Annotated in this window: 24 protein-coding genes and 1 pseudogene; 11 read left to right on the top strand and 14 right to left on the bottom strand. The window is 69.1% G+C overall.

Annotation, left to right across the window (positions count from 1 at the left end):
• Positions 1-12: 12 nt before the first annotated feature.
• The 5 genes and pseudogenes from AX721_RS15565 to AX721_RS15545 all read left to right on the top strand — a co-directional run.
• A pseudogene (locus AX721_RS15565) lies at positions 13-309 on the top strand (winged helix-turn-helix domain-containing protein); the annotation flags it as partial.
• A complete protein-coding gene (locus tag AX721_RS15560) occupies positions 278-1,909 on the top strand; it encodes a stimulus-sensing domain-containing protein (RefSeq protein ID WP_068876918.1) in 1,632 nt (543 codons plus the stop codon). The pseudogene AX721_RS15565 and the gene AX721_RS15560, both read left to right, overlap by 32 nt.
• Positions 1,906-2,340: an HPr kinase/phosphorylase gene (locus AX721_RS15555; RefSeq protein WP_068876917.1), complete on the top strand. Its 435-nt coding sequence runs from the start codon at positions 1,906-1,908 to the stop codon at positions 2,338-2,340. Before AX721_RS15560 ends, AX721_RS15555 begins: the two co-directional genes overlap by 4 nt.
• A gap of 60 nt (positions 2,341-2,400) precedes the next feature.
• A complete protein-coding gene (locus AX721_RS15550; protein ID WP_068876916.1) occupies positions 2,401-2,805 on the top strand; it encodes a PTS sugar transporter subunit IIA in 405 nt (134 codons plus the stop codon).
• A complete protein-coding gene (locus AX721_RS15545) occupies positions 2,806-3,081 on the top strand; it encodes an HPr family phosphocarrier protein (RefSeq protein WP_068876915.1) in 276 nt (91 codons plus the stop codon). It abuts the gene before it with no gap.
• 11 nt (positions 3,082-3,092) lie between these two features.
• Here AX721_RS15545 and AX721_RS26930 read toward each other — a convergent pair whose 3' ends face one another.
• From AX721_RS26930 to bioB, 4 genes are all read right to left on the bottom strand, one after another.
• Complete coding sequence (locus AX721_RS26930) at positions 3,093-3,512, bottom strand: endonuclease domain-containing protein (protein ID WP_082765374.1); 420 nt, start codon at positions 3,510-3,512, stop codon at positions 3,093-3,095.
• A gap of 126 nt (positions 3,513-3,638) precedes the next feature.
• The gene (locus tag AX721_RS15540) at positions 3,639-4,400 is read right to left on the bottom strand and encodes an ABC transporter permease (protein WP_068876914.1); all 762 of its coding nucleotides are present in this window, start codon (positions 4,398-4,400) and stop codon (positions 3,639-3,641) included.
• Positions 4,397-5,323, bottom strand: coding sequence for an ABC transporter ATP-binding protein (locus tag AX721_RS15535; RefSeq protein WP_068876913.1), 927 nt, complete (start codon positions 5,321-5,323; stop codon positions 4,397-4,399). Before AX721_RS15535 ends, AX721_RS15540 begins: the two co-directional genes overlap by 4 nt.
• A 220-nt stretch (positions 5,324-5,543) precedes the next feature.
• Entirely contained in the window at positions 5,544-6,530 is a 987-nt protein-coding gene (gene bioB / locus AX721_RS15530; protein ID WP_068876912.1) for a biotin synthase BioB, read from the bottom strand.
• Between the two features lie 157 nt (positions 6,531-6,687).
• On the opposite strand from bioB, the gene ahcY reads away from it, so the two are divergent.
• The 3 genes from ahcY to AX721_RS15515 all read left to right on the top strand — a co-directional run bounded on the left by ahcY (position 6,688) and on the right by AX721_RS15515 (position 10,123).
• Positions 6,688-8,079 (top strand): adenosylhomocysteinase, encoded by a 1,392-nt coding sequence (gene ahcY / locus AX721_RS15525; protein WP_068876911.1) that lies wholly within the window; start codon positions 6,688-6,690, stop codon positions 8,077-8,079.
• A 74-nt stretch (positions 8,080-8,153) separates the two neighbouring features.
• The gene (locus AX721_RS15520; protein WP_156467191.1) at positions 8,154-8,999 is read left to right on the top strand and encodes a PfkB family carbohydrate kinase; all 846 of its coding nucleotides are present in this window, start codon (positions 8,154-8,156) and stop codon (positions 8,997-8,999) included.
• On the top strand, positions 8,996-10,123 hold the full coding sequence (locus tag AX721_RS15515) for a serine hydrolase domain-containing protein (RefSeq protein ID WP_068876909.1): 1,128 nt from the start codon (positions 8,996-8,998) through the stop codon (positions 10,121-10,123). Before AX721_RS15520 ends, AX721_RS15515 begins: the two co-directional genes overlap by 4 nt.
• Here the strand turns inward: AX721_RS15515 and rarD are convergent, their stop codons facing one another.
• Positions 10,124-11,062 (bottom strand): EamA family transporter RarD, encoded by a 939-nt coding sequence (rarD, locus tag AX721_RS15510; protein WP_068876908.1) that lies wholly within the window; start codon positions 11,060-11,062, stop codon positions 10,124-10,126.
• A gap of 1 nt (position 11,063) precedes the next feature.
• On the bottom strand, positions 11,064-12,095 hold the full coding sequence (locus AX721_RS15505; RefSeq protein ID WP_068876907.1) for an aspartate-semialdehyde dehydrogenase: 1,032 nt from the start codon (positions 12,093-12,095) through the stop codon (positions 11,064-11,066).
• A 197-nt stretch (positions 12,096-12,292) separates the two neighbouring features.
• Between AX721_RS15505 and AX721_RS15500 the strand changes: the two genes are divergently transcribed.
• Positions 12,293-12,676: a PaaI family thioesterase gene (locus AX721_RS15500; protein ID WP_082765372.1), complete on the top strand. Its 384-nt coding sequence runs from the start codon at positions 12,293-12,295 to the stop codon at positions 12,674-12,676.
• A gap of 5 nt (positions 12,677-12,681) precedes the next feature.
• Here the strand turns inward: AX721_RS15500 and AX721_RS15495 are convergent, their stop codons facing one another.
• Positions 12,682-13,446, bottom strand: a complete 765-nt coding sequence (locus tag AX721_RS15495; protein WP_156467190.1) for a DUF1080 domain-containing protein — start codon at positions 13,444-13,446, stop codon at positions 12,682-12,684.
• Positions 13,446-13,856, bottom strand: a complete 411-nt coding sequence (locus AX721_RS15490; RefSeq protein ID WP_068876906.1) for an EVE domain-containing protein — start codon at positions 13,854-13,856, stop codon at positions 13,446-13,448. The genes AX721_RS15495 and AX721_RS15490 overlap by 1 nt, the downstream gene beginning before the upstream one ends.
• A 116-nt stretch (positions 13,857-13,972) precedes the next feature.
• Here AX721_RS15490 and AX721_RS15485 point away from each other — a divergent pair, with 116 nt between their 5' ends.
• Positions 13,973-14,890 carry a bifunctional helix-turn-helix transcriptional regulator/GNAT family N-acetyltransferase gene (locus AX721_RS15485; RefSeq protein WP_068876905.1) on the top strand — a complete coding sequence of 306 codons (918 nt, stop codon included), beginning with the start codon at positions 13,973-13,975 and terminating at the stop codon, positions 14,888-14,890.
• A 95-nt stretch (positions 14,891-14,985) separates the two neighbouring features.
• On the opposite strand, the gene leuB is transcribed toward AX721_RS15485, so the two are convergent.
• From leuB to leuC, 6 genes are read right to left on the bottom strand one after another with little or no spacing between them, the layout of a single operon-like run.
• Positions 14,986-16,038: a 3-isopropylmalate dehydrogenase gene (gene leuB, locus AX721_RS15480; RefSeq protein ID WP_068876904.1), complete on the bottom strand. Its 1,053-nt coding sequence runs from the start codon at positions 16,036-16,038 to the stop codon at positions 14,986-14,988.
• 15 nt (positions 16,039-16,053) lie between these two features.
• The gene (locus AX721_RS15475; protein ID WP_197422603.1) at positions 16,054-16,356 is read right to left on the bottom strand and encodes a putative quinol monooxygenase; all 303 of its coding nucleotides are present in this window, start codon (positions 16,354-16,356) and stop codon (positions 16,054-16,056) included.
• Positions 16,353-16,964 carry a 3-isopropylmalate dehydratase small subunit gene (gene leuD / locus AX721_RS15470; RefSeq protein WP_068876903.1) on the bottom strand — a complete coding sequence of 204 codons (612 nt, stop codon included), beginning with the start codon at positions 16,962-16,964 and terminating at the stop codon, positions 16,353-16,355. Before leuD ends, AX721_RS15475 begins: the two co-directional genes overlap by 4 nt.
• A complete protein-coding gene (locus AX721_RS15465; protein WP_068876902.1) occupies positions 16,964-17,884 on the bottom strand; it encodes a hypothetical protein in 921 nt (306 codons plus the stop codon). The genes leuD and AX721_RS15465 overlap by 1 nt, the downstream gene beginning before the upstream one ends.
• Positions 17,881-18,726 (bottom strand): VOC family protein, encoded by an 846-nt coding sequence (locus AX721_RS15460; RefSeq protein WP_068876901.1) that lies wholly within the window; start codon positions 18,724-18,726, stop codon positions 17,881-17,883. The genes AX721_RS15465 and AX721_RS15460 overlap by 4 nt, the downstream gene beginning before the upstream one ends.
• A 10-nt stretch (positions 18,727-18,736) precedes the next feature.
• On the bottom strand, positions 18,737-20,146 hold the full coding sequence (gene leuC / locus AX721_RS15455; protein ID WP_068876900.1) for a 3-isopropylmalate dehydratase large subunit: 1,410 nt from the start codon (positions 20,144-20,146) through the stop codon (positions 18,737-18,739).
• Positions 20,147-20,272: 126 nt separating this feature from the next.
• Between leuC and AX721_RS15450 the strand changes: the two genes are divergently transcribed.
• Entirely contained in the window at positions 20,273-20,551 is a 279-nt protein-coding gene (locus AX721_RS15450) for a hypothetical protein (protein ID WP_068876899.1), read from the top strand.
• Positions 20,552-20,684: the final 133 nt, after the last annotated feature.

The following is a 20,684-nucleotide window of genomic DNA, read 5'->3' as shown; positions in this document are numbered from 1 at the left end:
GCGGCCCGGGCGCTGAAGCGCGGCAAGCTGACGCTGGACCCGGCCCGCCACGAGAGCCTGTGGGACGGCAAGCCGGTGAAGCTGACGGTCACCGAGTTCCTGCTGCTCCAGTCGCTGGCCCAGCGGCCCGGCTTCGTGAAGAGCCGCGACAACCTGATGGACGCGGCCTACGACGATCAGGTCTATGTCGATGACCGCACCATCGACAGCCACATCAAGCGCATGCGGAAGAAGTTCCGCGAGGTGGATCCTGAGTTCGACGCGATCGAAACCCTCTATGGCGTCGGCTACCGCTACCGGGAGTCCTGAGCCGACGGCGGGCGAGGCGGCGGCCGGCGCCAGCGCGCCGCCGGTCCGCCGCGCGCGGTTCCGCGGCCTGCCGGGGTCGCGCCTCGGCCGGCTGATCCTGGCGCTCAACCTGCTGGGCCTGGCGGTGCTGATCGTCGGGGCGCTGGTGCTGAACGAGCTTCGCCAGGGGCTGGTGAACGCGCGCATCGACAGCCTGTCCACGCAGGGCGAGCTGATCGCCAGCATCCTCAACCAGGCCGCCACGGTGGGCGAGCCCGAGCCGGCCATGGACGCCGCCCTCGCCACCGAGCTGCTGCAGACCCTGTCCAACCCCCGGGCCCAGCGTGCCCGGCTGTTCGACAGCCAGGGGCGGCTGGTCGCCGACAGCGACTGGATGGCCGACGCCGTCGAGCGGCGCGAACTGCCCCCGGCGCGCGGCAGCGAGAACGAGGAGCGGGGCTTCAGCCTGATGCCCCGGCCGGCGCGCCCGACCAGCAGCCAGGTCGAGGCGACCTTGGCGCGCGAGGTGGGCGTGGCGCTGCAGGGCCGGCGCTGGGCCGGCATGCGCCAGAGCGACACCGGCCGAAGAGTGGTCTCGGTCTCGATCCCGATCCAGCACGTCCGGGCCGTGCTGGGCGTGGTGACGCTGGAGGCCAGCGACGTCGACGCCATCATCGCCCAGGAGCGCCGGGCGCTGATCCCCTTCATCCTGATCGCGATCTCCGTGACCGTCGCCTCGTCGCTGCTGTTGAACAGCCTGGTGGCCCAGCCGGTGCTGCGGATGGCGCGCGCCGCCGACCGGGTGCGTCAGGCCCGGGCGCGGGCGATCTCCCTGCCCGACCTGGCCAGGCGCGACGACGAGGTCGGCGACCTGACCCGCAGCCTGGAGGCCATGACCCACGCCCTCAGCGAGCGCATGGACGCCATCGAAAGCTTCGCCGCCGACGTGGCGCACGAAATCCGCAATCCGCTCACCTCGCTCCGCTCGGCGGTGGAGACCCTGGACCTGGTCAGCGACCCGGCTGCGCGCGAACGGCTGCTGAACGTGCTGAAGAACGACGTCCAGCGGCTGGACCGGCTGGTGACGGACATCTCGAACGCCTCGCGGCTGGACGCCGAGCTCTCGCGCGACCAGCCGCGGATCATCGACCTGGGCCGGCTCATCGGCGACATCGTGGCGCTGTACCAGGCGACGGCGAAGCCCGGCGACGTGCAGGTCCGCTTCACCCCGCACCAGGGCATGGAGGCCGTGACCGTCATGGGCCGCGAGGGCCCGCTGGGTCAGATCGTGCGCAACCTGATCGACAACGCCCGCTCGTTCAGCCCGCCCGGCGATGCGGTGAACGTCGGCATGGTGCGGGTCAAGGGCGAGGCGATCGTCACCGTCTCGGACAACGGGCCGGGCATCCCCCCGGAGAACCTCGAGACGGTCTTCGAGCGCTTCTACACCTCTCGCCCCAAGGGCGCGGCGTTCGGCGGGAACTCCGGCCTCGGCCTCTCCATCGCCCGGCAGATCGCCACGGCCCACGGCGGCACGCTGCGCGCCGAGAACCGGACGGGCGCCGAGGGCCGCGTCCTGGGCGCCATGTTCGTGCTGACCCTGCCCGAGGCCGCGCCTTGATCCGGCATGCGGGCCTGGTGGCGCATCGGGTCGGCGGGCTGTGGCGTGGCGTCCTGATCGAAGGGCCGTCGGGATCCGGCAAGAGCGACCTGGCGCTGCGGGCCCTGGACCATGGGTTCCGCCTCGTGGCCGACGACCGGGTGCTGACGTGGGCCTCGGGCGGACGGCTCTGGGGGCGGGCGCCGGATGGGTTGCTCGGACTGATCGAGGTCCGGGGCGTCGACGTGATCACGGTCGAACCCCTGGCGTTCTGCGAGATCGTGGGGCTCGTCCGCCTGGAAGCCCCGGAGCGGATCCCCGATCCTGCAACCGAGACGATCCTTGGAATTCCAATTCCACTTCTGGCGGTTGCCCCGTTCGAAACCTCGGCTCCTGCGAAACTAAGCCGCGCGATGCAGGCCTTTGACGCGGCGCACAAGAGGCGTATCTAGCTCGGCTCGCGCCTCTCCTCGGGCGCCGTCACGGGTGGGGATACCCTTGGATTGTCGGGCATGATCGGCCTCGTGATCGTCACTCACGGCCGGCTGGCGCAAGAGTTCGTCTACGCCATGGAGCACGTGGTCGGCCCGCAGGCCGCCGTGGAAGCCATCTGCATCGGTCCCGAGGACGATATGGAGCGTCGCCGGCAGGACATCCTGGCCGCCTGCGGGCGCGTGGAGTCCGGCGCGGGCGTGATCCTGCTCACTGACATGTTCGGCGGCACGCCGTCGAACCTGGCCATCTCGGTGATGGAACAGACCAAGGCCGAGGTCATCGCCGGCCTCAATCTTCCCATGCTGATCAAGCTCGCCAGCCTCCGGAACCGGGTCAGCCTCGAAGATGCTGTTGCCGCGGCGCAGGAAGCCGGGCGAAAGTACATCTCCGTGGCGTCCTACGTCCTGGCCGGAGAGAAGTAGCTGAGCGAAGCGGGCCGCACCGTCGAGATCGTCAACAAGCGGGGGCTGCACGCCCGCGCCTCGGCGAAATTCGTGAAGCTGGCCGCGGCGTTCGACGCCGAGGTCAAGGTTTCCAAGGACGGCCAGACGGTCGACGCCCGCTCCATCATGGGCCTGATGATGCTGGCCGCCGCCCCCGGCTGCTGCATCGACATCGCAGCCGAGGGCGACCAGGCGGACGAGGCCGTGAAGGCCCTGGCCGATCTGGTCGCCGCCCGGTTCGACGAGGACGAGTAGGAGATTCTCACTCAATTCCTCCCCGGCGGGGGAGGTGTCGCCGAAGGCGACGGAGGGGGCTTCCACTCAGAACCCAGATCATCGCCCTCAGCGGCGGATACAATCATCCGCACAGCGTCATCGACGTCATCGAGAATGCACGATGCCGATATGCGCAGGATGCGGATCCCCTTTTCCGCAACCCATCCGTCACGGCGCTCGTCCTTCGAAGCCTGCTGGCCCATTCCGTGTGACGCGCCATCGACCTCTACGCAAAGCCGGGCTTGGTGGCAGTAGAAGTCGAGCACATAAGGCCCGAGCGGATGTTGCTTGCGGAAGTGCAATCCACCCGCCTTCCTGCCCTTGATCGCGCGCCAAAGTAGGCCCTCAGGGAGGCTCAACTGCCTGCGTAGCGTCCGGGCAAAGTCGCGGGTGTCGTGTCGCGCCTGCATCCCGCGACGCTATATGTTCTTCAATTGTTCTCCAAGCTGTGCGTGCTCGCAACCGTTTGAGTGGAAGCCCCCTCAGTCAGCTTCGCTGACAGCTCCCCCGACGGGGAGCAATTGTAGGACCTAGCCTCAGGTCTTCAGCCGCCAGCCGGTGCGGAAGATCCAGGTCACGGCCGCCAGGCACAGCGCCAGGAAGCCGAGCGTGGCGGCCAGGCTGACGCCCACGCCCACGTCCGAGACGCCGTAGAAGCTCCAGCGGAAGCCGCTGACCAGGTAGACCACCGGGTTGAAGAGGGCGATCGTCTTCCAGGCGCCCGGCAGCATGTCGATGGAATAGAAGCTGCCGCCCAGGAAGGTCAGCGGCGTGATCACCAGCATCGGGATGATCGACAGCTTCTCCCAGCCGTCGGCCCAGATGCCGGTGAGGAACCCGAACAGGCTGAAGGTCACCGACGTCAGCACCAGGAAGGCCAGCATGAGCAGCGGATGGTTGATCTCGTAGGGCACGAAGATCCGCGCGGTGGCCAGGATCACCAGGCCCAGCACGACGGATTTCGTCGCCGCCGCGCCCACGTAGCCCAGCACCACCTCCACGGCGGAAATCGGCGCCGACAGCACCTCGTAGATCGTGCCGGCGAACTTCGGCATGTAGATGCCGAACGAGCCGTTGGAGATGCTCTCGGTCAGGATCGACAGCATCAGCAGGCCGGGCACGATGAAGGCGCCGTAGCTGACCCCGTCGATCGACGGCATGCGGCTGCCGATGGCGGCGCCGAAGACGATGAAATAGAGCGAGGTCGTGATCACCGGAGCGGCGACGCTCTGGACGATGGTCCGGACCCACCGGTGCATTTCGAACAGATAGATGGCGCGGACGGCGTGGGGGTTCATGCGCGGGCCCTCACGAGGCTGACGAAAATGTCCTCGAGCGAACTCTCCTGGGTCCGGAGGTCCTTGAAGTCGACGCCGCGTTCGGCGAGCCGCTTCATCAGGTCGGCGATGCCGGTGGTCTCGGCCTGGGCGTCGAAGGTGTAGACCAGTTCGGAGCCCTCCGCGGCCAGCTCCAGGGCATAGGCCTCCAGCCCGGCCGGCAAGGCCTGCAGCGGCTCCTGCAGATGCAGGGTCAGCTGTTTCTTGCCCAGCTTGCGCATGAGGACGTCCTTGTCCTCCACCAGGATCAGCTCGCCGCGCGAAATGACCCCGATCCGGTCGGCCATCTCCTCGGCTTCCTCGATGTAGTGGGTGGTCAGGATGATGGTGACGCCCTGCTCGCGCAGGCCCCGGACCATCTCCCACATGTCGCGGCGCAGCTCCACGTCCACGCCGGCGGTGGGTTCGTCCAGGAACAGGATCGAGGGTTCATGGCTGAGCGCCTTGGCGATCATCACCCGCCGCTTCATGCCGCCCGAGAGCGCCATGATCTTGGTGTCCTTCTTGTCCCACAGGCTGAGGTCCTTCAGGACCTTCTCCAGATAGGCGTCGTTCGGCGGCCGGCCGAACAGCCCGCGGCTGAACTTCACCGTGTCCCACACCTTCTCGAAGGCGTCGGTGGAGATCTCCTGCGGCACAAGGCCGATCTTCATCCGCGCGGCCCGGAAGTCCTTCTGGATGTCGTGGCCGTCGGCGACGACGGTCCCCGCGGTCATCCGCACCAGGCCGCAGACGATGCCGATCAGGGTGGTCTTGCCGGCGCCGTTCGGACCCAGCAGGGCGAAGATCTCGCCCTTGCGAATCTCGAGGTCGACGCCCTTCAGGGCCTGGAAGCCGCCGGCATAGGTCTTCGCCAGGCCCTGGATGGAAATGATCGGCTGCACGCGCTCTCCTCGAAGCCACCCAGATAGGGGTCGGAGGACGGCTGAGCTAGGGTCGTCCCGACAACTCCTGTTCGGCATGCTCGCGCGCTCGTACCCCCTCTCGCTTCGCGAGCTCCCCCAGTGGGGGAGCATCCATTCCCAGGTCCTCCCCCACGGGGGGAGGTCCCGAAGGGGGAGGGGGTTGAAGCCCAGGGTCTCTCCGCGCCTCGGAGCTGGGGCTCTAAGCCACCCCGCTACCCATCGGCCGCATCTTCAGGTCGGCCAGAAGCGCGTCGTCGTTGTCGCGGCCGGGGTTGTCGGTCGTCAGCAGACGGGCGCCGACAAAGATCGAATTGGCGCCGGCCAGGAAGCAGAGCGCCTGCAGCTCCTTCGACATGTGCTCGCGCCCGGCAGCGATGCGGACCATGGCCTTGGGGCAGACCAGCCGCGCCACCGCGATCATCCGCACGAACTCCAGCGGGTCGACAGGCGGGGATTCGCCAAGCGGGGTGCCGGGGATGGGCATCAGGTCGTTGATCGGCAGGCTTTCCGGATGGCTGGGCAGCGTGGCGAGTTGGTGCAGCAGACCGGCGCGGTCGCGGCGCGTCTCGCCCATGCCCACGATGCCGCCGCAGCAGGTGCTCAGGCCCGCATCGCGCACGGCCGCGAGGGTCTCCAGGCGATCCTGGTAGGTCCGGGTGGTGACGACCTTGTCGTAATAGTCCGGGCCGGTGTCCAGGTTGTGGTTGTAGTAGTCGAGGCCGGCGTCCTTCAGCGCCTTCGCCTGGACCGGCGTCAGCATCCCGAGGGTCGCGCAGGTCTCCAGGCCGAGGGCCTTCACGCCGGAGATCATGGCGGCCACCCTGGGCAGGTCGCGGTCCTTCACGTCGCGCCACGCCGCGCCCATGCAGAAGCGCTGGGCCCCGCCCGCCTTGGCGTCGCGGGCGGCGGCGATGACGACGTCCGCGTCCAGCAGCTTCGAGGCGCTGGTGGCGGTCTTGAAGTGCTGCGACTGGCTGCAATAGCCGCAGTTCTCGGGGCACCCGCCGGTCTTCACCGACAGTAGTTGGGACAGTTGCAGTTCGGTGGGGTCGAACCAGCGCCGGTGGACCTCGGCCGCGCGGAACACCAGCTCGGTGAACGGCAGCTCGAACAGCGCCTCGACCTCTTCCAGCGTCCAGTCGTGGCGCGGCTGGGCGGGATCGGCGATGCGGACGGGCGCGTTCATGGTCTTTACTCCACGGAAGGACGCGCCGGGATAGACCGGTCACCTTGCGGCGGGCAACGATGGTCGTATAAAGATTTCCTTATATGCGAGTTGATCCGTGGCGGGCGCGCGGCTATAGGGGCCGGCAACGCTGATATCACTCCGATCAGGATCGAAGATGACCGACTATGTCGTGAAGGACCTGTCGCTGGCCGACTGGGGCCGCAAGGAAATCGAAATCGCCGAAACCGAGATGCCGGGCCTGATGGCCACGCGCGCCGAGTTCGGCAAGTCGCAGCCGCTCAAGGGCGCGCGCATCGCCGGCTCGCTGCACATGACGATCCAGACCGCGGTTCTGATCGAGACGCTGCAGGCCCTGGGCGCCGAGGTCCGCTGGGCCTCGTGCAACATCTTCTCCACCCAGGACCACGCGGCCGCGGCGATCGCGGCCAAGGGCACGCCGGTCTTCGCCATCAAGGGCGAGACGCTGGTCGAGTACTGGGAATACGCCCACAAGATCTTCGAGTGGCACGACGGCGGCTATCCGAACCTGATCCTCGACGACGGCGGCGATGCGACCCTGCTCTGCGTCCTGGGGCCCAAGGCCGAGAAGGACCCCAGCCTCCTCAACAACCCGACCAACGAGGAGGAGGAAGCCCTCTTCGCCGTGATGAAGCGGTACCTGAAGGAGAAGCCGGGCTTCTACACCGCCATCCGCGACGCCTGTAAGGGCGTGTCGGAAGAGACCACGACGGGCGTGCACCGCCTCTACCAGATGCACGAGCGCGGCGAGCTGCCGTTCACCGCGATCAACGTCAACGACAGCGTGACCAAGTCGAAGTTCGACAACCTCTACGGCTGCCGTGAGAGCCTGGTGGACGCCATCCGCCGTGGCACCGACGTGATGCTGGCCGGCAAGGTGGCGGTGGTCCTGGGCTACGGCGACGTGGGCAAGGGCTCGGCGGCCTCGCTGCGCAACGGCGGCGCCCGGGTCATGGTCACCGAAGTCGACCCGATCTGCGCCCTGCAGGCGGCGATGGAAGGCTATGAGGTCGTCACCATGGATGACGCGGCCGACAAGGGCGACATCTTCGTCACGGCCACCGGCAACAAGGACGTCCTCACCGTCGACCACATGCGCCGGATGAAGAACAACGCCATCGTGGCGAACATCGGCCACTTCGATTCCGAGATCCAGATCGCCGGCCTGCGCAACTACAAGTGGGACGAGATCAAGCCGCAGGTCCACCACGTGGAATTCCCGGACGGCAAGAAGATCATCGTCCTGTCGGAAGGCCGCCTGGTGAACCTGGGCAACGCCACGGGCCACCCCAGTTTCGTGATGAGCGCCTCCTTCACCAACCAGACGCTGGCCCAGATCGAGCTGTGGGTGAACGGCGCGAAGTACGAGAAGAAGGTCTACACCCTGCCCAAGCACCTGGATGAGAAGGTGGCGATGCTCCATCTCGACAAGCTGGGCGCCAAGCTCACCAAGCTTAGCCAGGAACAGGCTGACTATATCGGCGTCACGCCGGAGGGGCCGTTCAAGCCCGAGCACTACCGCTACTAGCTTCCGGCGGACATTCACCTTCCGGCTGGAAACAAGGCTGGTTCAGCTTTGCTGTTTGGGCTAGGGGCATCGATGTGCCCCTAGCCCTTATCCTTTCCTCCTTCGTGGCGGCCTCCCGCATCGGCGGCGCTGCGCAGCAGTACGTGCTGGCGGCGCACAAGATCGACCCGGTGCTGGCGCCCACGGTCATGTTCGGCCGCACGCCCGCGCGCGGCGGCCAGGGCGAGGTGACTTCGCCGGACGTGTTCCGGCGCATGCTGGGGGACATCGAGGCCGACGCCCTGTTCGGCCTCGTGGACCTGATCATCACCGGCCACTTCTCGGATCCGGAACAGGTGGAGATCGCCGCGGGGGTGATCGAGCGGGTGCGCGGCGCCGAGCGGAGCGACGCCTGGGGCGCGCGGCCCCTTGTGCTGGTGGACCCCATCCTGGGCGACGCGCCGCGGGGCCTTTACGTGAAATACGAGGTCGCCGAGGCGGTCGAGAAACGGCTCGTGCCGCAGGCGGACTGGATCACGCCAAATCTCTGGGAGCTGGGGTTCCTCGCCGACCGTGAGATCGTCACGGCCGCCGATGCGCGCGACGCCGTTCGCGCGGTGGGAAAGCCGGCCCTCGTGACCTCGGCGCCCGCCGGTCCGGGCGAGATCGGCCTGCTCTACGTGGACAAGGAAGAGGCGGTGCTGTTCGCCCACCCGAAGCGGGAGACGGCGCCCAACGGCACCGGCGATCTGGTGACCGCCAGCTTCGGCGCAGGGCTGGTGGAGGGGCGCGACCCCCGCGACGCCGCCGAACGGGCCGCCCGGGCGGCCGCCGAGGTGGTGGCCATGGCCGAGGTGTGGCAGTCGCCAGAACTCCCCATCGTCGCCATGGCCGATCGGATCGTGAATCCCACCGCGGAAGTGCGTATTGAACGCCTATGAGCGTTGAGATTTCCGGCTTCGCGCCGGCGCGGTTCTCCAGGGTCAAGGACGTGTTCGCCGCGAGCTTTGCCGCCGGCGAGGAGCTGGGTGCGCGCTTCACCCTGGTGGAGGCGGGCGAGGTGGTCCTGGACATCTGGGGCGGCTTCGCCGACCGCAAGCGCACGCTGGCCTGGGACGAGCGCACCCTGGCGCCGGTGTTCTCCACCACCAAGGCGGTCGCGGCCCTGATGATCGCCCGCCTGGCGGACGCCGGGAAGCTTGACTACGGCCAGACCGTCGCCAGCGTCTGGCCCGAGTTCGCCCAGGCCGGCAAGGGCCAGGTGACGATCGAGCAGGCGATCTCGCACCAGGACGGCCTGCCGGGCTTCGCCGAGCCGATGGATCCGGGGCTCTGGACCGACTGGGACGCGATCTGCGCCCGGCTGGCGGCCATGGCGCCCATGTGGCCGCCCGGCACGGCCAGCGGCTACCATCCGGTGACGGTCGGCTATGTGGTCGGCGAGATCTTCCGCCGGGTCGATGGCCGGACCATCGGGACCGCATTTCGCGAGGACATCGGCGCGCCCTTCGACCTCGACCTGTGGATCGGGCTTCCCGAGAGCGCCGACGCCCGCCTCGCCGAGCTTCAGCGGCCCAGCGCGGTTCCCGAGTTCGGCGAGATCAACGCGCCCACGCGCGCGGCCTTCCTGGCCCCCTGGTCGTCCGCGGCCGGCAAGGCGGGCGCCGACTACCGCCGCATGGAGGTGCCCTCCACCAACGGCTACGCCACCGCCGAGGCGTTCGCGAAGCTGATGGGCGCCCTGGCCAACGACGGCTGGCTGGACGGCGGCGAGATCCTGTCGCCGGCCCTGATCGCCGAGGCCAGACGCGAGCGGATCCGCGGCCAGGACCTCGTGCTGCCGTTCGTGATGAGCTGGGCCGCGGGCTTCATGCGCAACGCGCCGAACTTCCCCTGGGGCCCGGGACGCGAGGCCTTCGGCCATTCCGGCTGGGGCGGATCCTGCGCCTTCGCCGACCCCGAGCGGAAGCTGGGCGGCGCCTACGTCATGAACAAGCAGGGTGTGGCCCTGATGGGCGACGCGCGCCCGAGGCGGCTGATCGAAGCGGCCTACGCGGCGCTCTGACTATTCCGCGGCCGCCTCCGCTGCCTGGCGGGTCGCGAGCGCCACCGAGCGCGACCGGCGCCAGGCGCCGTAGAGGAATACCGCCGCGCCGCACCAGATGAAGGCGAACGAGATCGCGCGCGCCGGCGTGAAGGCCTCGCCCTGGGTCAGGCCGATGACGAAGCTGATGGTCGGCGCGAGGAACTGCAGGAAGCCCATGGCCGACAGCGGGATGCGACGCGCGGCCCAGGAGAACAGGACCAGCGGCACCGCCGTGATCGGCCCCGAGGCGATGAGCCAGAGCGCGGTCGGGACGTCCTGGGTGAAGTGGCCCTGGCCCTGCATCTCCAGCCAGGCGATGAAGGCCAGGCTCGGCAATCCCAGCACCAGGCACTCGACCAGGAGGCCCGTCTGCGCGTCCGCGGCCACCTGTTTGCGGACCACGCCATAGCCGGCGAAGCTGAACGCCAGGATCAGCGACACCCAGGGAAGGTGACCCAGGGCCACGGCCTGGAACACCACGCCCACCAGGGCTAGGCCGATGGCCACGAACCCGATCCGGTCGATGCGTTCGCGGAAGATCAGCGCGCCCGCGGCCATGTTGACCAGGGGGTTGATGTAGTAGCCCAGGCTGGTCTCCAGCAGCCGGCCGCTGGTCACCGCGCCGATGAACACCACCCAGTTGATGGCGATCAGGACCGAGGAGAGGCCCAGCCAGGCCAGCACCCGCGGCTGGCGCAGCACCGCCGCCACCTGCCGGGCCTGTCCGGCCAGCAGCACGAAGACGGCCGCAGCGGGCACGCTCCAGACGATCCGCTGGGCCAGGGTCTCCCAGGGGCCGACCCCCAGCTTGCCGATGGCCTGGAACGCCAGGGGCACGAAACCCCAGATGAAATAGCAGAGGATCCCCGCCGACAACGCCAGGCGGGAATCTCCGCCGGGCGCCGACGGGCTCTTCATCCTAGGCCAGGGCCTTGGTGCGGATCAGGCCGCGCTCATGGAGCAGTTCGGCGATCTGCACGGCGTTGAGCGCCGCACCCTTCCGCAGGTTGTCGGCCACGACCCACATGTTGAGGCCGTTCTCGACCGTGGGGTCGTTGCGGATCCGGCTGACGAAGACCGGGAATTCGCCCTGGGCTTCCTTGGGCGTGATGTAGCCGGTGGAATCCCGCTTATCGATCACGATCAGGCCGGGGCTCTCGCGCAGCAGGTCGCGGGCCTCGTCCTCGTCCAGCGGCTCGTGGAACTCGATGTTGACGGACTCGGAGTGGCCGACCATCACCGGCACGCGCACGCAGGTGACCGTCAGCTTGATGGCCGGATCGATCATCTTGTGGGTCTCGTTCCACATCTTGGCTTCTTCGTCGGTGTAGCCGTCGTCCTGGAAGGCGCCGATGAAGGGGATGACGTTGAACGCGATCTGCTTGGGGAACTTCTTGGGCGGGGTGGCGCCCAGGACATAGACGTTCTTCGTCTGGTCGAAGAGCTCGTCCATGCCTTCCTTGCCGGCGCCGGAGACCGACTGGTACGTCGAGACCACCACCCGCTTGATCTTCGCCCGCTCGTGCAGCGGCTTCAGCGCCACGACCAGCTGGGCGGTCGAGCAGTTCGGATTGGCGATGATGTTCTTGCGGTTCGCCCACTCCACGTCGTCGGGGTTCACCTCGGGCACCACGAGGGGCACGTCCGGGTCCATGCGGAACGCGGACGAATTGTCGATGACGATGGGGCCGGCGGCGCCGATCTTCGGCGACCATTCCTTGGAGAAGCTGCCGGACACGCTCATCAGCACGAGGTCGACAGTGGAGAAGTCGAACTGCTCCACGTCCTCGCACTTGACGATCTTCTCGCCGAACGAGACTTCCACGCCGATGGATTTGCGCGAGGCGATCGCGTGAATCTTCTCCACGGGGAATTTCACTTCCTCAAGGATGTTCAGCATCTCGCGACCCACGTTGCCCGTGGCGCCGACGACGGCGACCCGGTAACCCATTGGCGTCTTCCTTATGAACTTGAGGGAGCGTCCCGTTACGCCTTGCCGCCCCTCAAGGCAACCAAGCGAACCTGACGCGTCATTCAGATAGGCTCACGCGCGTCGGATGGAAGATGCCTGCCCGTCATGACCTGCGAGGTCATGGTCTTGTGCAGGGCCGGCGGCTAAGCCGGCGTCAGATCGTGGAGGAGACGACCTTGGCCGACACCGGCATGCCTTTCGCCAACCTCATGGGCGTCGAGATCGTGGAGCGGACGAAGGACCGGGTGCGCGGCCGGCTGGTCGTGCGCGAGGACCTCTGCACCGCCGGCGGCATCCTGCACGGGGGCGCCTTCATGGCCTTCGCCGACGCCCTGGGCGCCATCGGCGGCGTGCTGAACCTGCCGGAGGGCGCACGGACCACCACGCTGGAGAGCAAGACCAACTTTCTCGGCGGCGCGCCGGTGGGCTCCACCGTGGAAGGCGAGGCGACGCCGTTGCACGTGGGCCGGCGCTCGTCGGTCTGGCAGACCCGCATCACCAGCGCCGAGGGCAAGCTGCTGGCCCTCGTCATCCAGACCCAGATGACCATTCAGGCCTGAGCCCCTCAGTCCAGCGGCCGCACCCAGATGTTGCGGAAGCTGACCGGCCCGCCTCCGGCGTGGGCCTGCAGCTTGATGGGGGCGCGGCCGTGCGGCGCATACGCCGGCTTGCCGATAAAGCGGGTGGGCCCGGCCAGGGCGACGTTGTTCTGCACCAGCACGCCGTTGTGGAAGGCGGTGACCCTGGCGGGCGTCTTCACCTGTCCGTCAGGCGCGAAGGTGGGCGCGGTCCAGACCACGTCGTAGACCTGCCACTCGCCGGGCGGCCGCATGGCGTTCGCGAGCGGCGGGGCCTGCTTGTAGAGGCTGGCCGCCTGGCCGTTCACGTAGGTCTCGTTGCGGTAGGAATCGAGGATCTGCAGCTCATAGCCCGCATCACCCGGCCCGGTGGAGGCCAGGAAGACCCCGCTGTTGCCGCGCAGCTGGCCCGACCCAGCAACCCCCGCCGGGACGCGCCATTCGATGTGCAGCTGGTAGCTGCCGAAGGTCCGCTTGGTCTCGATGTTGCCGGCGGCCAGCTTCACCACCATGGCGCCGTCCTCGACGGCCCAGCCGGCCGGGCCCTTATCCTTGACCGCCACCCATTCGCGGAGGTCCCGGCCGTCGAACAGCACCACGGCGTCAGAGGGCGGCGCGCCGGGCTGGGCGCCAGGCGTGACCACGGGCGGCGCGGGGCTGTGCATCTCGGTGTCCTCCGGCTTCTGGGCGCAGGCGGGGCCCGCCAGCCCAACCGCCGCGGCGACGGCCGCCAGGCGCATCCAGCCGGCCATCAGCTTTCCGCCATCTTCTGGATCGCCGCCCACTCGTTAGGGCGCACGGGCGAAACCGACAAGCGTCCCTGGCGGATCATCTCCAGGGCGGAGAGGGCGGGGTTGGCCTTCATCTCCTGCAGCGTGACCGGCCGCTTCAGCTCGCGAACCGGCGCCAGCTCGACGGCCACGAAACGGCCGGCGGGATCGGTCTCGTCGGGAAAGGCCTCGCGCACCACCTTGGCGACGCCCACCACCGCCAGCCCCTCCTGCGAGTGGTAGTAGAGCACCTCGTCGCCGACCTTCATGGCCTTCAGGTGCAGGGCGGCGGCGTTGTTGCGCACGCCGTCCCAGACCGTCTTCCCGTCGCGCACCAGGTCGGCATAGGCGTATTTCGCGGGCTCCGACTTCACCAGCCAATAGGCTCCCATGGCGTCCCTCGCTGCTTCCGGGACGGGACCATGGCATGGCCGATGTGATGGCGACTAGGGCCGAAAGGGACCCAAGGATACTTGACTAAGTCAAGCAACTGCGGCCCCAATGCGTCATGGCCCAGATCGACACCGTGGCGGCGGTCCGCCGCTTCAACCGCTTCTACACCCGCGCCATCGGCGTCCTGGAACGCAGCTACATGGGCGGCCCCTACACCCTGGCCGAGAACCGGGTGCTGTATGAGATCGCCCACGGCGCCGGCGTCACGCCCAGCGCGATCGCCCAGGCCCTGGACCTGGACGCGGGGTATCTCAGCCGCATGCTGGGGCGGCTGGAGCGCGACGGGCTGGTGGCGCGCGCCCGCTCCCCCAGCGACGGCCGCAGCGTGACCCTGAGCCTCACGCCCCAGGGCGCGGCCTTCTTCGCCAGCCTGAACGCGCGGACGGTCGAGCGGGTCGAGGCCATGATCGGCGGCTTGTCCTCGCCGCAGAAGGCGGAGCTGGCCGGCGCTTTGGACACCGCCCAGGCGTTGCTGGCGCCCCAGGCCGCCAAGCCGCCCATCGTGCTGCGCCCCCACGCCGTCGGCGACATGGGTTGGGTGACCGAGCGCCACGGCGTCTTCTACGGCCAGGCCTATGGCTGGGCGCCGAAGATCGAGGCCGTGACCGCCCGCATCTGCGCCGACTTCCTGGACAACTTCGATCCCGACTGGGAGCGCTGCTGGATCGCCGAGCGTGGCGGCGAGCGCGTGGGCTCGGTGTTCATGGTCCGCGAGGGGGAGGGCGTGGCGCGCCTGCGCCTGCTGCTCCTGGAGCCGGCGGCGCGGGGCGAGGGCCTGGGCAGGCGGCTGGTGGACGAGTGCATCGCCTTCGCCCGCGAGAAGGGCTACCGCGAGATCGTCCTCTGGACCCACGAGGTGCTGACCGCCGCCCGGGCGATCTACGCCGCCGCGGGCTTCAAGCTCGTCGACAGCTACGTCCACGACGACTTCGGCAAGCCCGAGGTGTCGGAGACGTGGAAGCTGGTGCTGTAGGATTGAGCCGGCCGAACGCCCCCTCCACCACTTCGTGGTCCCCCTCCCCCGTGCAGCGGGGGAGGGGGCAGCGAAGCTGACGGAGGGGCGCTGGCCTAAAGCGCCGCCAGCACCGCATCGCCCATCTGGGCGGTGGAAAGCGTGCCTCCCAGGTCGCGGGTGCGGGCGCCGGTCTCCAGGGCCTTTTCGACCGCGGCGAACAGGCGGTCGGCCTCGGCGGCGCGGTCCAGCGACCAGCGCAGCGCCATCTCGAACGACAGGATCGCCGCCAGCGGATTGGCCACGCCCTTACCCGCGATGTCCGGCGCCGAGCCGTGGATCGGCTCATAGAGGCCCGGTGTTCCGGCCACGCCCAGGGCCGCCGAGGGCAGCATGCCCAGCGAGCCCGTCAGCTGGGCCGCCGCGTCCGACAGGATGTCGCCGAACAGGTTGTCGGTGACCATGACGTCGAACTGCTTGGGGTTCTTGACGATCTGCATGGCCGCGTTGTCGGCCAGGATGTGCTCCAGCTCGACATCGGCGTATTCGCGTTTGTGCAGGTCGGTGACCACCCGCCGCCACAGTAGGCCGGAGTCCATCACGTTGGACTTCTCGGCGCTATGGACCTTGTTGCGCCGGCCGCGGGCGAGTTCGAAAGCCACCCGGGCCACCCGTTCGATCTCGGCGGTGGTGTAGACCTGGGTGTCCACGGCCCGCTGGCCGCCGCCGGGCAGGTCCTCGATGAAGCGGGGCTCGCCGAAATAGATGCCGCCGGTCAGCTCGCGGACGATCATGAAGTCCAGGCCTTCAACCAGTTCGCGCTTCAGGCTGGAGGCGTCGGCCAGCGGCTGGAAGCAGAGCGCCGGGCGCAGGTTGGCGAAGACGTTCATGCCGGCGCGCAGGTTCAGAAGGCCCGCCTCGGGGCGCTTGTCCCGGGGCGCATCCACCCACTTCGGCCCGCCGACGGCGCCCATCAGCACGGCCTTGGCGGCCTTGGCGGCGGCGAGGGTCTCGTCGGTCAGCGGTGTGCCATGGGCGTCGTAGCTGCAGCCCCCGAACAGCCGCTCCCCGATGGCGAGGTCGGGCGTGAGCGTCTCCGCCACGCGGCGCACCTGCGCCGTCACCTCGGGCCCGATCCCGTCGCCGGGCAGGAGCAGCAGGTCGGTCATGGGTATCCCCGAAAGCTAGAGCGCGCGTTCCGCGGCGACCTCGTAGAGCGAGAGGCGGCGATCGGAAACCCCGAACTGCGGCCAGGCCGCGCGCCAGGCGGCCATATGGGCCGTCTGAAAGTGCGCCTGCAGCGCCGCCTCGTCCCGCCAGGCCTCGAACACCCGGATCAGGCCCGGGTCCTCGACATCGACCGCGTAGGAATAGGTGAGGCACCCGTCCTCCGCGCGGCTGGCGGCTAGCATGGCCTCCATGTGCGGGCGGAAGGCCTCCAGGTTCTCCCGCGGCACACGCACCGTGCCGGCGATCAGGATGCTCACGCGCGCTCCAGCCAGGGCCGGTCCAGGGCGCGCTTCTGCTCATAGAGGTCGATCGCGGGCGCCGCCTGCAGCGTCTCGCCGATGGCGTCCAGGCCCTGCAGCATCTTGGCCTTGCGCTGGGCGTCGATCTCGAAGGTGAAGACCGCGCCCGACGGGGAGGTCACCGTCTGGGCCTCCAGGTCGATGCTGGTGACGTGATTGCCGCCGCGGGCCTCGTCCATCAGCTGCTGCACCTCGTGGGCCTTGAGCACCACGGGCAGCAGGCCGTTCTGGAAGCAGTTGTTGTAGAAGATGTCCGCGAAGCTGGTGGAGATCACGCACTTGATCCCGAAGTCCATCAGCGCCCAGGGGGCATGCTCGCGCGAGCTGCCGCAGCCGAAGTTGTCGCCGGCGACCAGGACGCCCGCGCCCTTATAGGCCGGCTGGTTCAGGACGAAGTCGGGGTTCTCCTTCCCCTGCTCGTCGAAGCGGTATTCGTAGAACAGGCCCTTCGCCAGGCCCTTGCGCTCCACTGTCTTCAGGAACTGCTTGGGGATGATCTGGTCGGTGTCGATGTTGGCCAGCGGCAGGGGCGCGGCCTTGGCGTCGAGGCGGGTGAAGGCTTCCATCAGCGGGCTTCCGGGAGGGATTGGGTGATCACCCAGCGCTCGGTGCGCTGGGCGGCTTGAGTCTTCAGGCCGCTTCGGATTTCCACAGTGCAGTCGGTGGTGGTGGCCAGGCCCGTCGGGATATCGATCTCGTAGCGGCAGCTTTCCTGCCGCTCCAGGATCAGATCGGCGAATTGAGCCTTGGCCTCGGCCTGCTTCTCCGGCGCGACGCGGGCGATCATGGCGTCCAGCGACGCCTTGAGGCTTGCCGTCATGGACGCCGGATCCGGCGTCTGGTTCCACGTCACCACGGCCCGGCCCTTGGCCTTGTCGACCGACTCCAGACGGAACGAGCCGGACGCGAGGATGGGCGGTCCGCCGAGAATATTCGGAACTTCGCTGTCGTAGGCGCGGACTTCGCCGGGCTCCAGGCCCGTGCCTTGTCCGAGGGCGACCAGACCCTGTTCCTTGAACAGGGTGGCGGCCTGGGCGTCGTCCATGGACGCGAAGCTCGCCTTGGCTGCCTCCAGCGCGCGGGGTTCGGGCAGCGTGCCCGCCAGTGCATCGAAAATCGTCTCGCGCATCCGCGGCCAATCGCGCACTCGCGTCGGCACGAGCGTTTCGTCCACCTCCAGCACGGCGGGATAGACGAGCCTGGCCTTCGCCGCGAGCCCCTCCCGCGTCGCCGCATCCGCGCCTTCCACATCGAACGAGACGAAGTCCAGCCGCAGCGAGCCCGCGGCGCCGTCCTTGCGATAGGTCGCCTTGGTCACGCCGGTGGTTTTAGAGGCGCGGGTCGCGCCGTTGCGGACGTCGGTGCGCGAATGCACGCTCGTCTGCGTCCAGGTCGCGCCGTCGCGCAGCCTGACCGGCAGGTCGACGGCATTGGCGGCGGCCGGCGCCAGGGCGACCGCTGCGAAGGCGAGCATCAGGCGCTTCATGCGGCAGGCTCGGCGCTGAGCAGGATCGTCGGGACGCCCGCGGGGGCGTTGCGGACGGTGAAGACGTGGGTGCCGGGCTTGCGTCCCGTCCGGACCTCGGAGACGTCGAAGCCGGCGGCGGCGATCCGCGCCTGGGCCGCGTGCGGGTCGGCGACCCGCCAGGCGAGGCCGCCGGAGCGGTCCGGGGCGTCGGTCGGCGGCGCGCCGATCTTGGCGCCCATCTCGATGACGGTCCGGCCGACCTTGAAGAATAGCTGGCGCGCGTTCCACTTGGGGTTCTCGCGGTCCAGCCGCAGGTCGAGGCCCAGCTTGGCGCCATAGACGGCCAGGGCCCGGTCGACGTTCGGCGTCATCACCACGACGTGGTCCAGCTCGGTGACCGGCGCCTCGGTCGCGGGCGGCGCCAGAGGCCAAGGCTGGGCGGGCTCCGCCATCAGCAGGAGGCGCATACCGCCCGTGGCGCCCGCGTCGAGGCGCGATCCGAGCCATTCACGGGTGCGGCCGTCATCGGCGGTCGTGCTCACGGGCGCCGGTTCGCTCGCCGGGATCCCCCGCCGGTTCAGCAGCTTCACGTCGCCGGCCAGATCGTCGCTGGCGAAGGCCAGGGCCCACACGCCCTCGCCGGAGGCGTCCAGGTGCGCCCGGATCCCGTCCGCGAACGGGCCCTCACCCTCCGGCGCGATCAGGTCCAGCGCCATGTTCGGGAACTGGAACCAGGCTTGGCGCACGCCGCCGCCGCGGCCCATCCACTCGGGCGTGACGCCGAACAGGCGCGCATAGCCGTCGACCGCCGCGTCCAGGTCGCGGACCGCGAGGGCGACGTGGTCGAGGCCGCTAATCACGGGAAAATCCTCACAGGAAGTCGCGCACGTCGGCGATGTGGCCGGCGATGGCGGCGGCGGCGGCCATGGCGGGGCTCATCAGATGGGTGCGGCCGCCGCGGCCCTGGCGGCCCTCGAAGTTGCGGTTCGAGGTGGAGGCGCAGCGCTGGCCACTAGTCAGGCGGTCGGGGTTCATGCCCAGGCACATGGAGCAGCCGGGCTCGCGCCATTCGAAGCCGGCGGCCTTGAAGATCTCGTCCAGGCCCTCTTCCTCGGCCTGGGCGCTGACGAGGCCCGACCCCGGGACGATCATGGCGCGCACGCCCGGCGCGACCTTGCGGCCCTGCGCGATCTTCGCGGCGCTGCGCAGGTCCTCGATCCGGCTGTTGGTGCAGGAGCCGATGAACACCACGTCGACCTTGGCCTCGGTGATCGGCTGGCCGGCGGCAAGGCCCATGTATTCCAGCGCCCGTTCGGCCGAGGCCCGCTTGTCGGGGGTGTCGAAGCTGTCGGGCGACGGCACGGTCCCGGTGACCGGGATCACGTCCTCGGGGCTGGTGCCCCAGGTGACGGTGGGCGCGATCTTGGCCGCGTCCAGGACGATCTCGCGGTCGAAGACGGCGTCCTCGTCGCTGAAGAACGTCTTCCAGTAGGACAGCGCCATCTCCCAGGCCCCGCCCTTCGGCGTCGACGGGCGGCCCTTCAGATAGGCGAAGGTGGTCTCGTCGGGGGCGACCAGGCCGGCGCGCGCGCCGCCCTCGATGGTGAGGTTGCAGAGGGTCATGCGGCCCTCCATCGACAGGGCCCGCACGGCCGATCCGGCGTATTCGATCACATAGCCGGTGCCGCCGGCCGTGCCGATCTCGCCGATGACGGCCAGGGCGTAGTCCTTGGCGCCGACGCCGGGGGCGGGCTCGCCCTCGATGCGGACGCGGAAGTTCTTGGCCTTCTTCTGGCGAAGGGTCTGGGTGGCCAGGACGTGCTCGACCTCGGACGTGCCGATGCCGTGGGCCAGGGCGCCGAACGCGCCGTGAGTGGACGTGTGGCTGTCGCCGCAGACGATGGTCATGCCCGGCTGGGTGCGGCCCTGCTCAGGCCCGACCACGTGGACGATCCCGTTGCGGATGTCGCCCATCGGGAAGTACTCGATCCCGTACTCCTCCACGTTCCTGCCCAGGGTCTGGAGCTGCAGCCGCGCCTCCTCGTCGGCCACGGCGTCGACGCCCAGGGCCTGGCCCTCGGTCGGCACGTTATGGTCGGCGACCGCCAGCGTCCGGTCCGGCCGGCGCACCGCGCGGCGGTTGGCGCGAAGGCCCGCGAAGGCCTGGGGCGTGGTCACCTCGTGGATGAGGTGCAGATCGATGTAGAGGATCGCTTCGCCGTCCTGCGTGTCGACGACGTGCGCGTCCCAGATCTTGTCGTAGAGGGTCTTGCCGGCCATGGCCGTGCATGTAGGTCCGGCGGGGCCGGGTCGTCTAGTGCTGCAACGCCGCATTTCATTAGATCACTAAGTAAACTGGCGGCGATGGGGGCTTTGGCTGGACGCCGGATCACGGGATACAGCCCCATGGATGAGACGCCGGCCGGGGTGTTCGTGGTCACGCTGGAGGGGGTGGAGAACGGCGCCCCGCCGCCCCTGACCATACTGGCCTTCGTCGCTGTGTATGATGCGGCCGCGGCCGAGATGGTCGCCGTGCGGGAGGCGGAACGCGATGGCTTCGCCCAGGTCCGCGCCCTGCGCACCGCCGAGGTGATCGACGCCGCCGCCATGCCGGAGGACTTCCGCGAGGCCCTGGCCAATGCCCGGCGCTACGGCAGCTGGCTGATCGTCTACGAGGAGCCCTGATTTTTGCCGCGGGCGTCGGAAACCGGTATGCATACGGGTATGCCGAATACGCCCGACTGGGACCTGATGCAGAGCCTACACGCGGTGCTGGAGGCCGGCAGCTTCTCGGCGGCCTCCAGCACCGCGTGTAGGC

It is taken from the genome of Phenylobacterium sp. CCH9-H3 (assembly GCF_001557235.1).
In the GTDB taxonomy this organism is placed as follows: domain Bacteria; phylum Pseudomonadota; class Alphaproteobacteria; order Caulobacterales; family Caulobacteraceae; genus Phenylobacterium.
The sequence above is the reverse complement of the archived record's forward strand: the minus strand, read 5'-3'. Positions and strand labels throughout refer to the sequence as shown.

Coding starts and splice junctions, on each gene's coding strand:
- AX721_RS15465 (WP_068876902.1), bottom strand. CDS start 17,884: ATGAAGCGCCTGATGCTCGCCTTCGCAGCGGTCGCCCTGGCGCCGGCC.
- bioB (WP_068876912.1), bottom strand. CDS start 6,530: ATGAACGCGCCCGTCCGCATCGCCGATCCCGCCCAGCCGCGCCACGAC.
- leuB (WP_068876904.1), bottom strand. CDS start 16,038: ATGACCGACCTGCTGCTCCTGCCCGGCGACGGGATCGGGCCCGAGGTG.
- AX721_RS15550 (WP_068876916.1), top strand. CDS start 2,401: ATGATCGGCCTCGTGATCGTCACTCACGGCCGGCTGGCGCAAGAGTTC.
- AX721_RS15485 (WP_068876905.1), top strand. CDS start 13,973: ATGGCCCAGATCGACACCGTGGCGGCGGTCCGCCGCTTCAACCGCTTC.
- AX721_RS15490 (WP_068876906.1), bottom strand. CDS start 13,856: ATGGGAGCCTATTGGCTGGTGAAGTCGGAGCCCGCGAAATACGCCTAT.
- leuD (WP_068876903.1), bottom strand. CDS start 16,964: ATGGAAGCCTTCACCCGCCTCGACGCCAAGGCCGCGCCCCTGCCGCTG.
- AX721_RS15560 (WP_068876918.1), top strand. CDS start 278: ATGGCGTCGGCTACCGCTACCGGGAGTCCTGAGCCGACGGCGGGCGAG.
- AX721_RS15495 (WP_156467190.1), bottom strand. CDS start 13,446: ATGGCCGGCTGGATGCGCCTGGCGGCCGTCGCCGCGGCGGTTGGGCTG.
- rarD (WP_068876908.1), bottom strand. CDS start 11,062: ATGAAGAGCCCGTCGGCGCCCGGCGGAGATTCCCGCCTGGCGTTGTCG.
- AX721_RS26930 (WP_082765374.1), bottom strand. CDS start 3,512: ATGCAGGCGCGACACGACACCCGCGACTTTGCCCGGACGCTACGCAGG.
- AX721_RS15540 (WP_068876914.1), bottom strand. CDS start 4,400: ATGAACCCCCACGCCGTCCGCGCCATCTATCTGTTCGAAATGCACCGG.
- AX721_RS15505 (WP_068876907.1), bottom strand. CDS start 12,095: ATGGGTTACCGGGTCGCCGTCGTCGGCGCCACGGGCAACGTGGGTCGC.
- ahcY (WP_068876911.1), top strand. CDS start 6,688: ATGACCGACTATGTCGTGAAGGACCTGTCGCTGGCCGACTGGGGCCGC.
- AX721_RS15515 (WP_068876909.1), top strand. CDS start 8,996: ATGAGCGTTGAGATTTCCGGCTTCGCGCCGGCGCGGTTCTCCAGGGTC.
- AX721_RS15450 (WP_068876899.1), top strand. CDS start 20,273: ATGGATGAGACGCCGGCCGGGGTGTTCGTGGTCACGCTGGAGGGGGTG.
- leuC (WP_068876900.1), bottom strand. CDS start 20,146: ATGGCCGGCAAGACCCTCTACGACAAGATCTGGGACGCGCACGTCGTC.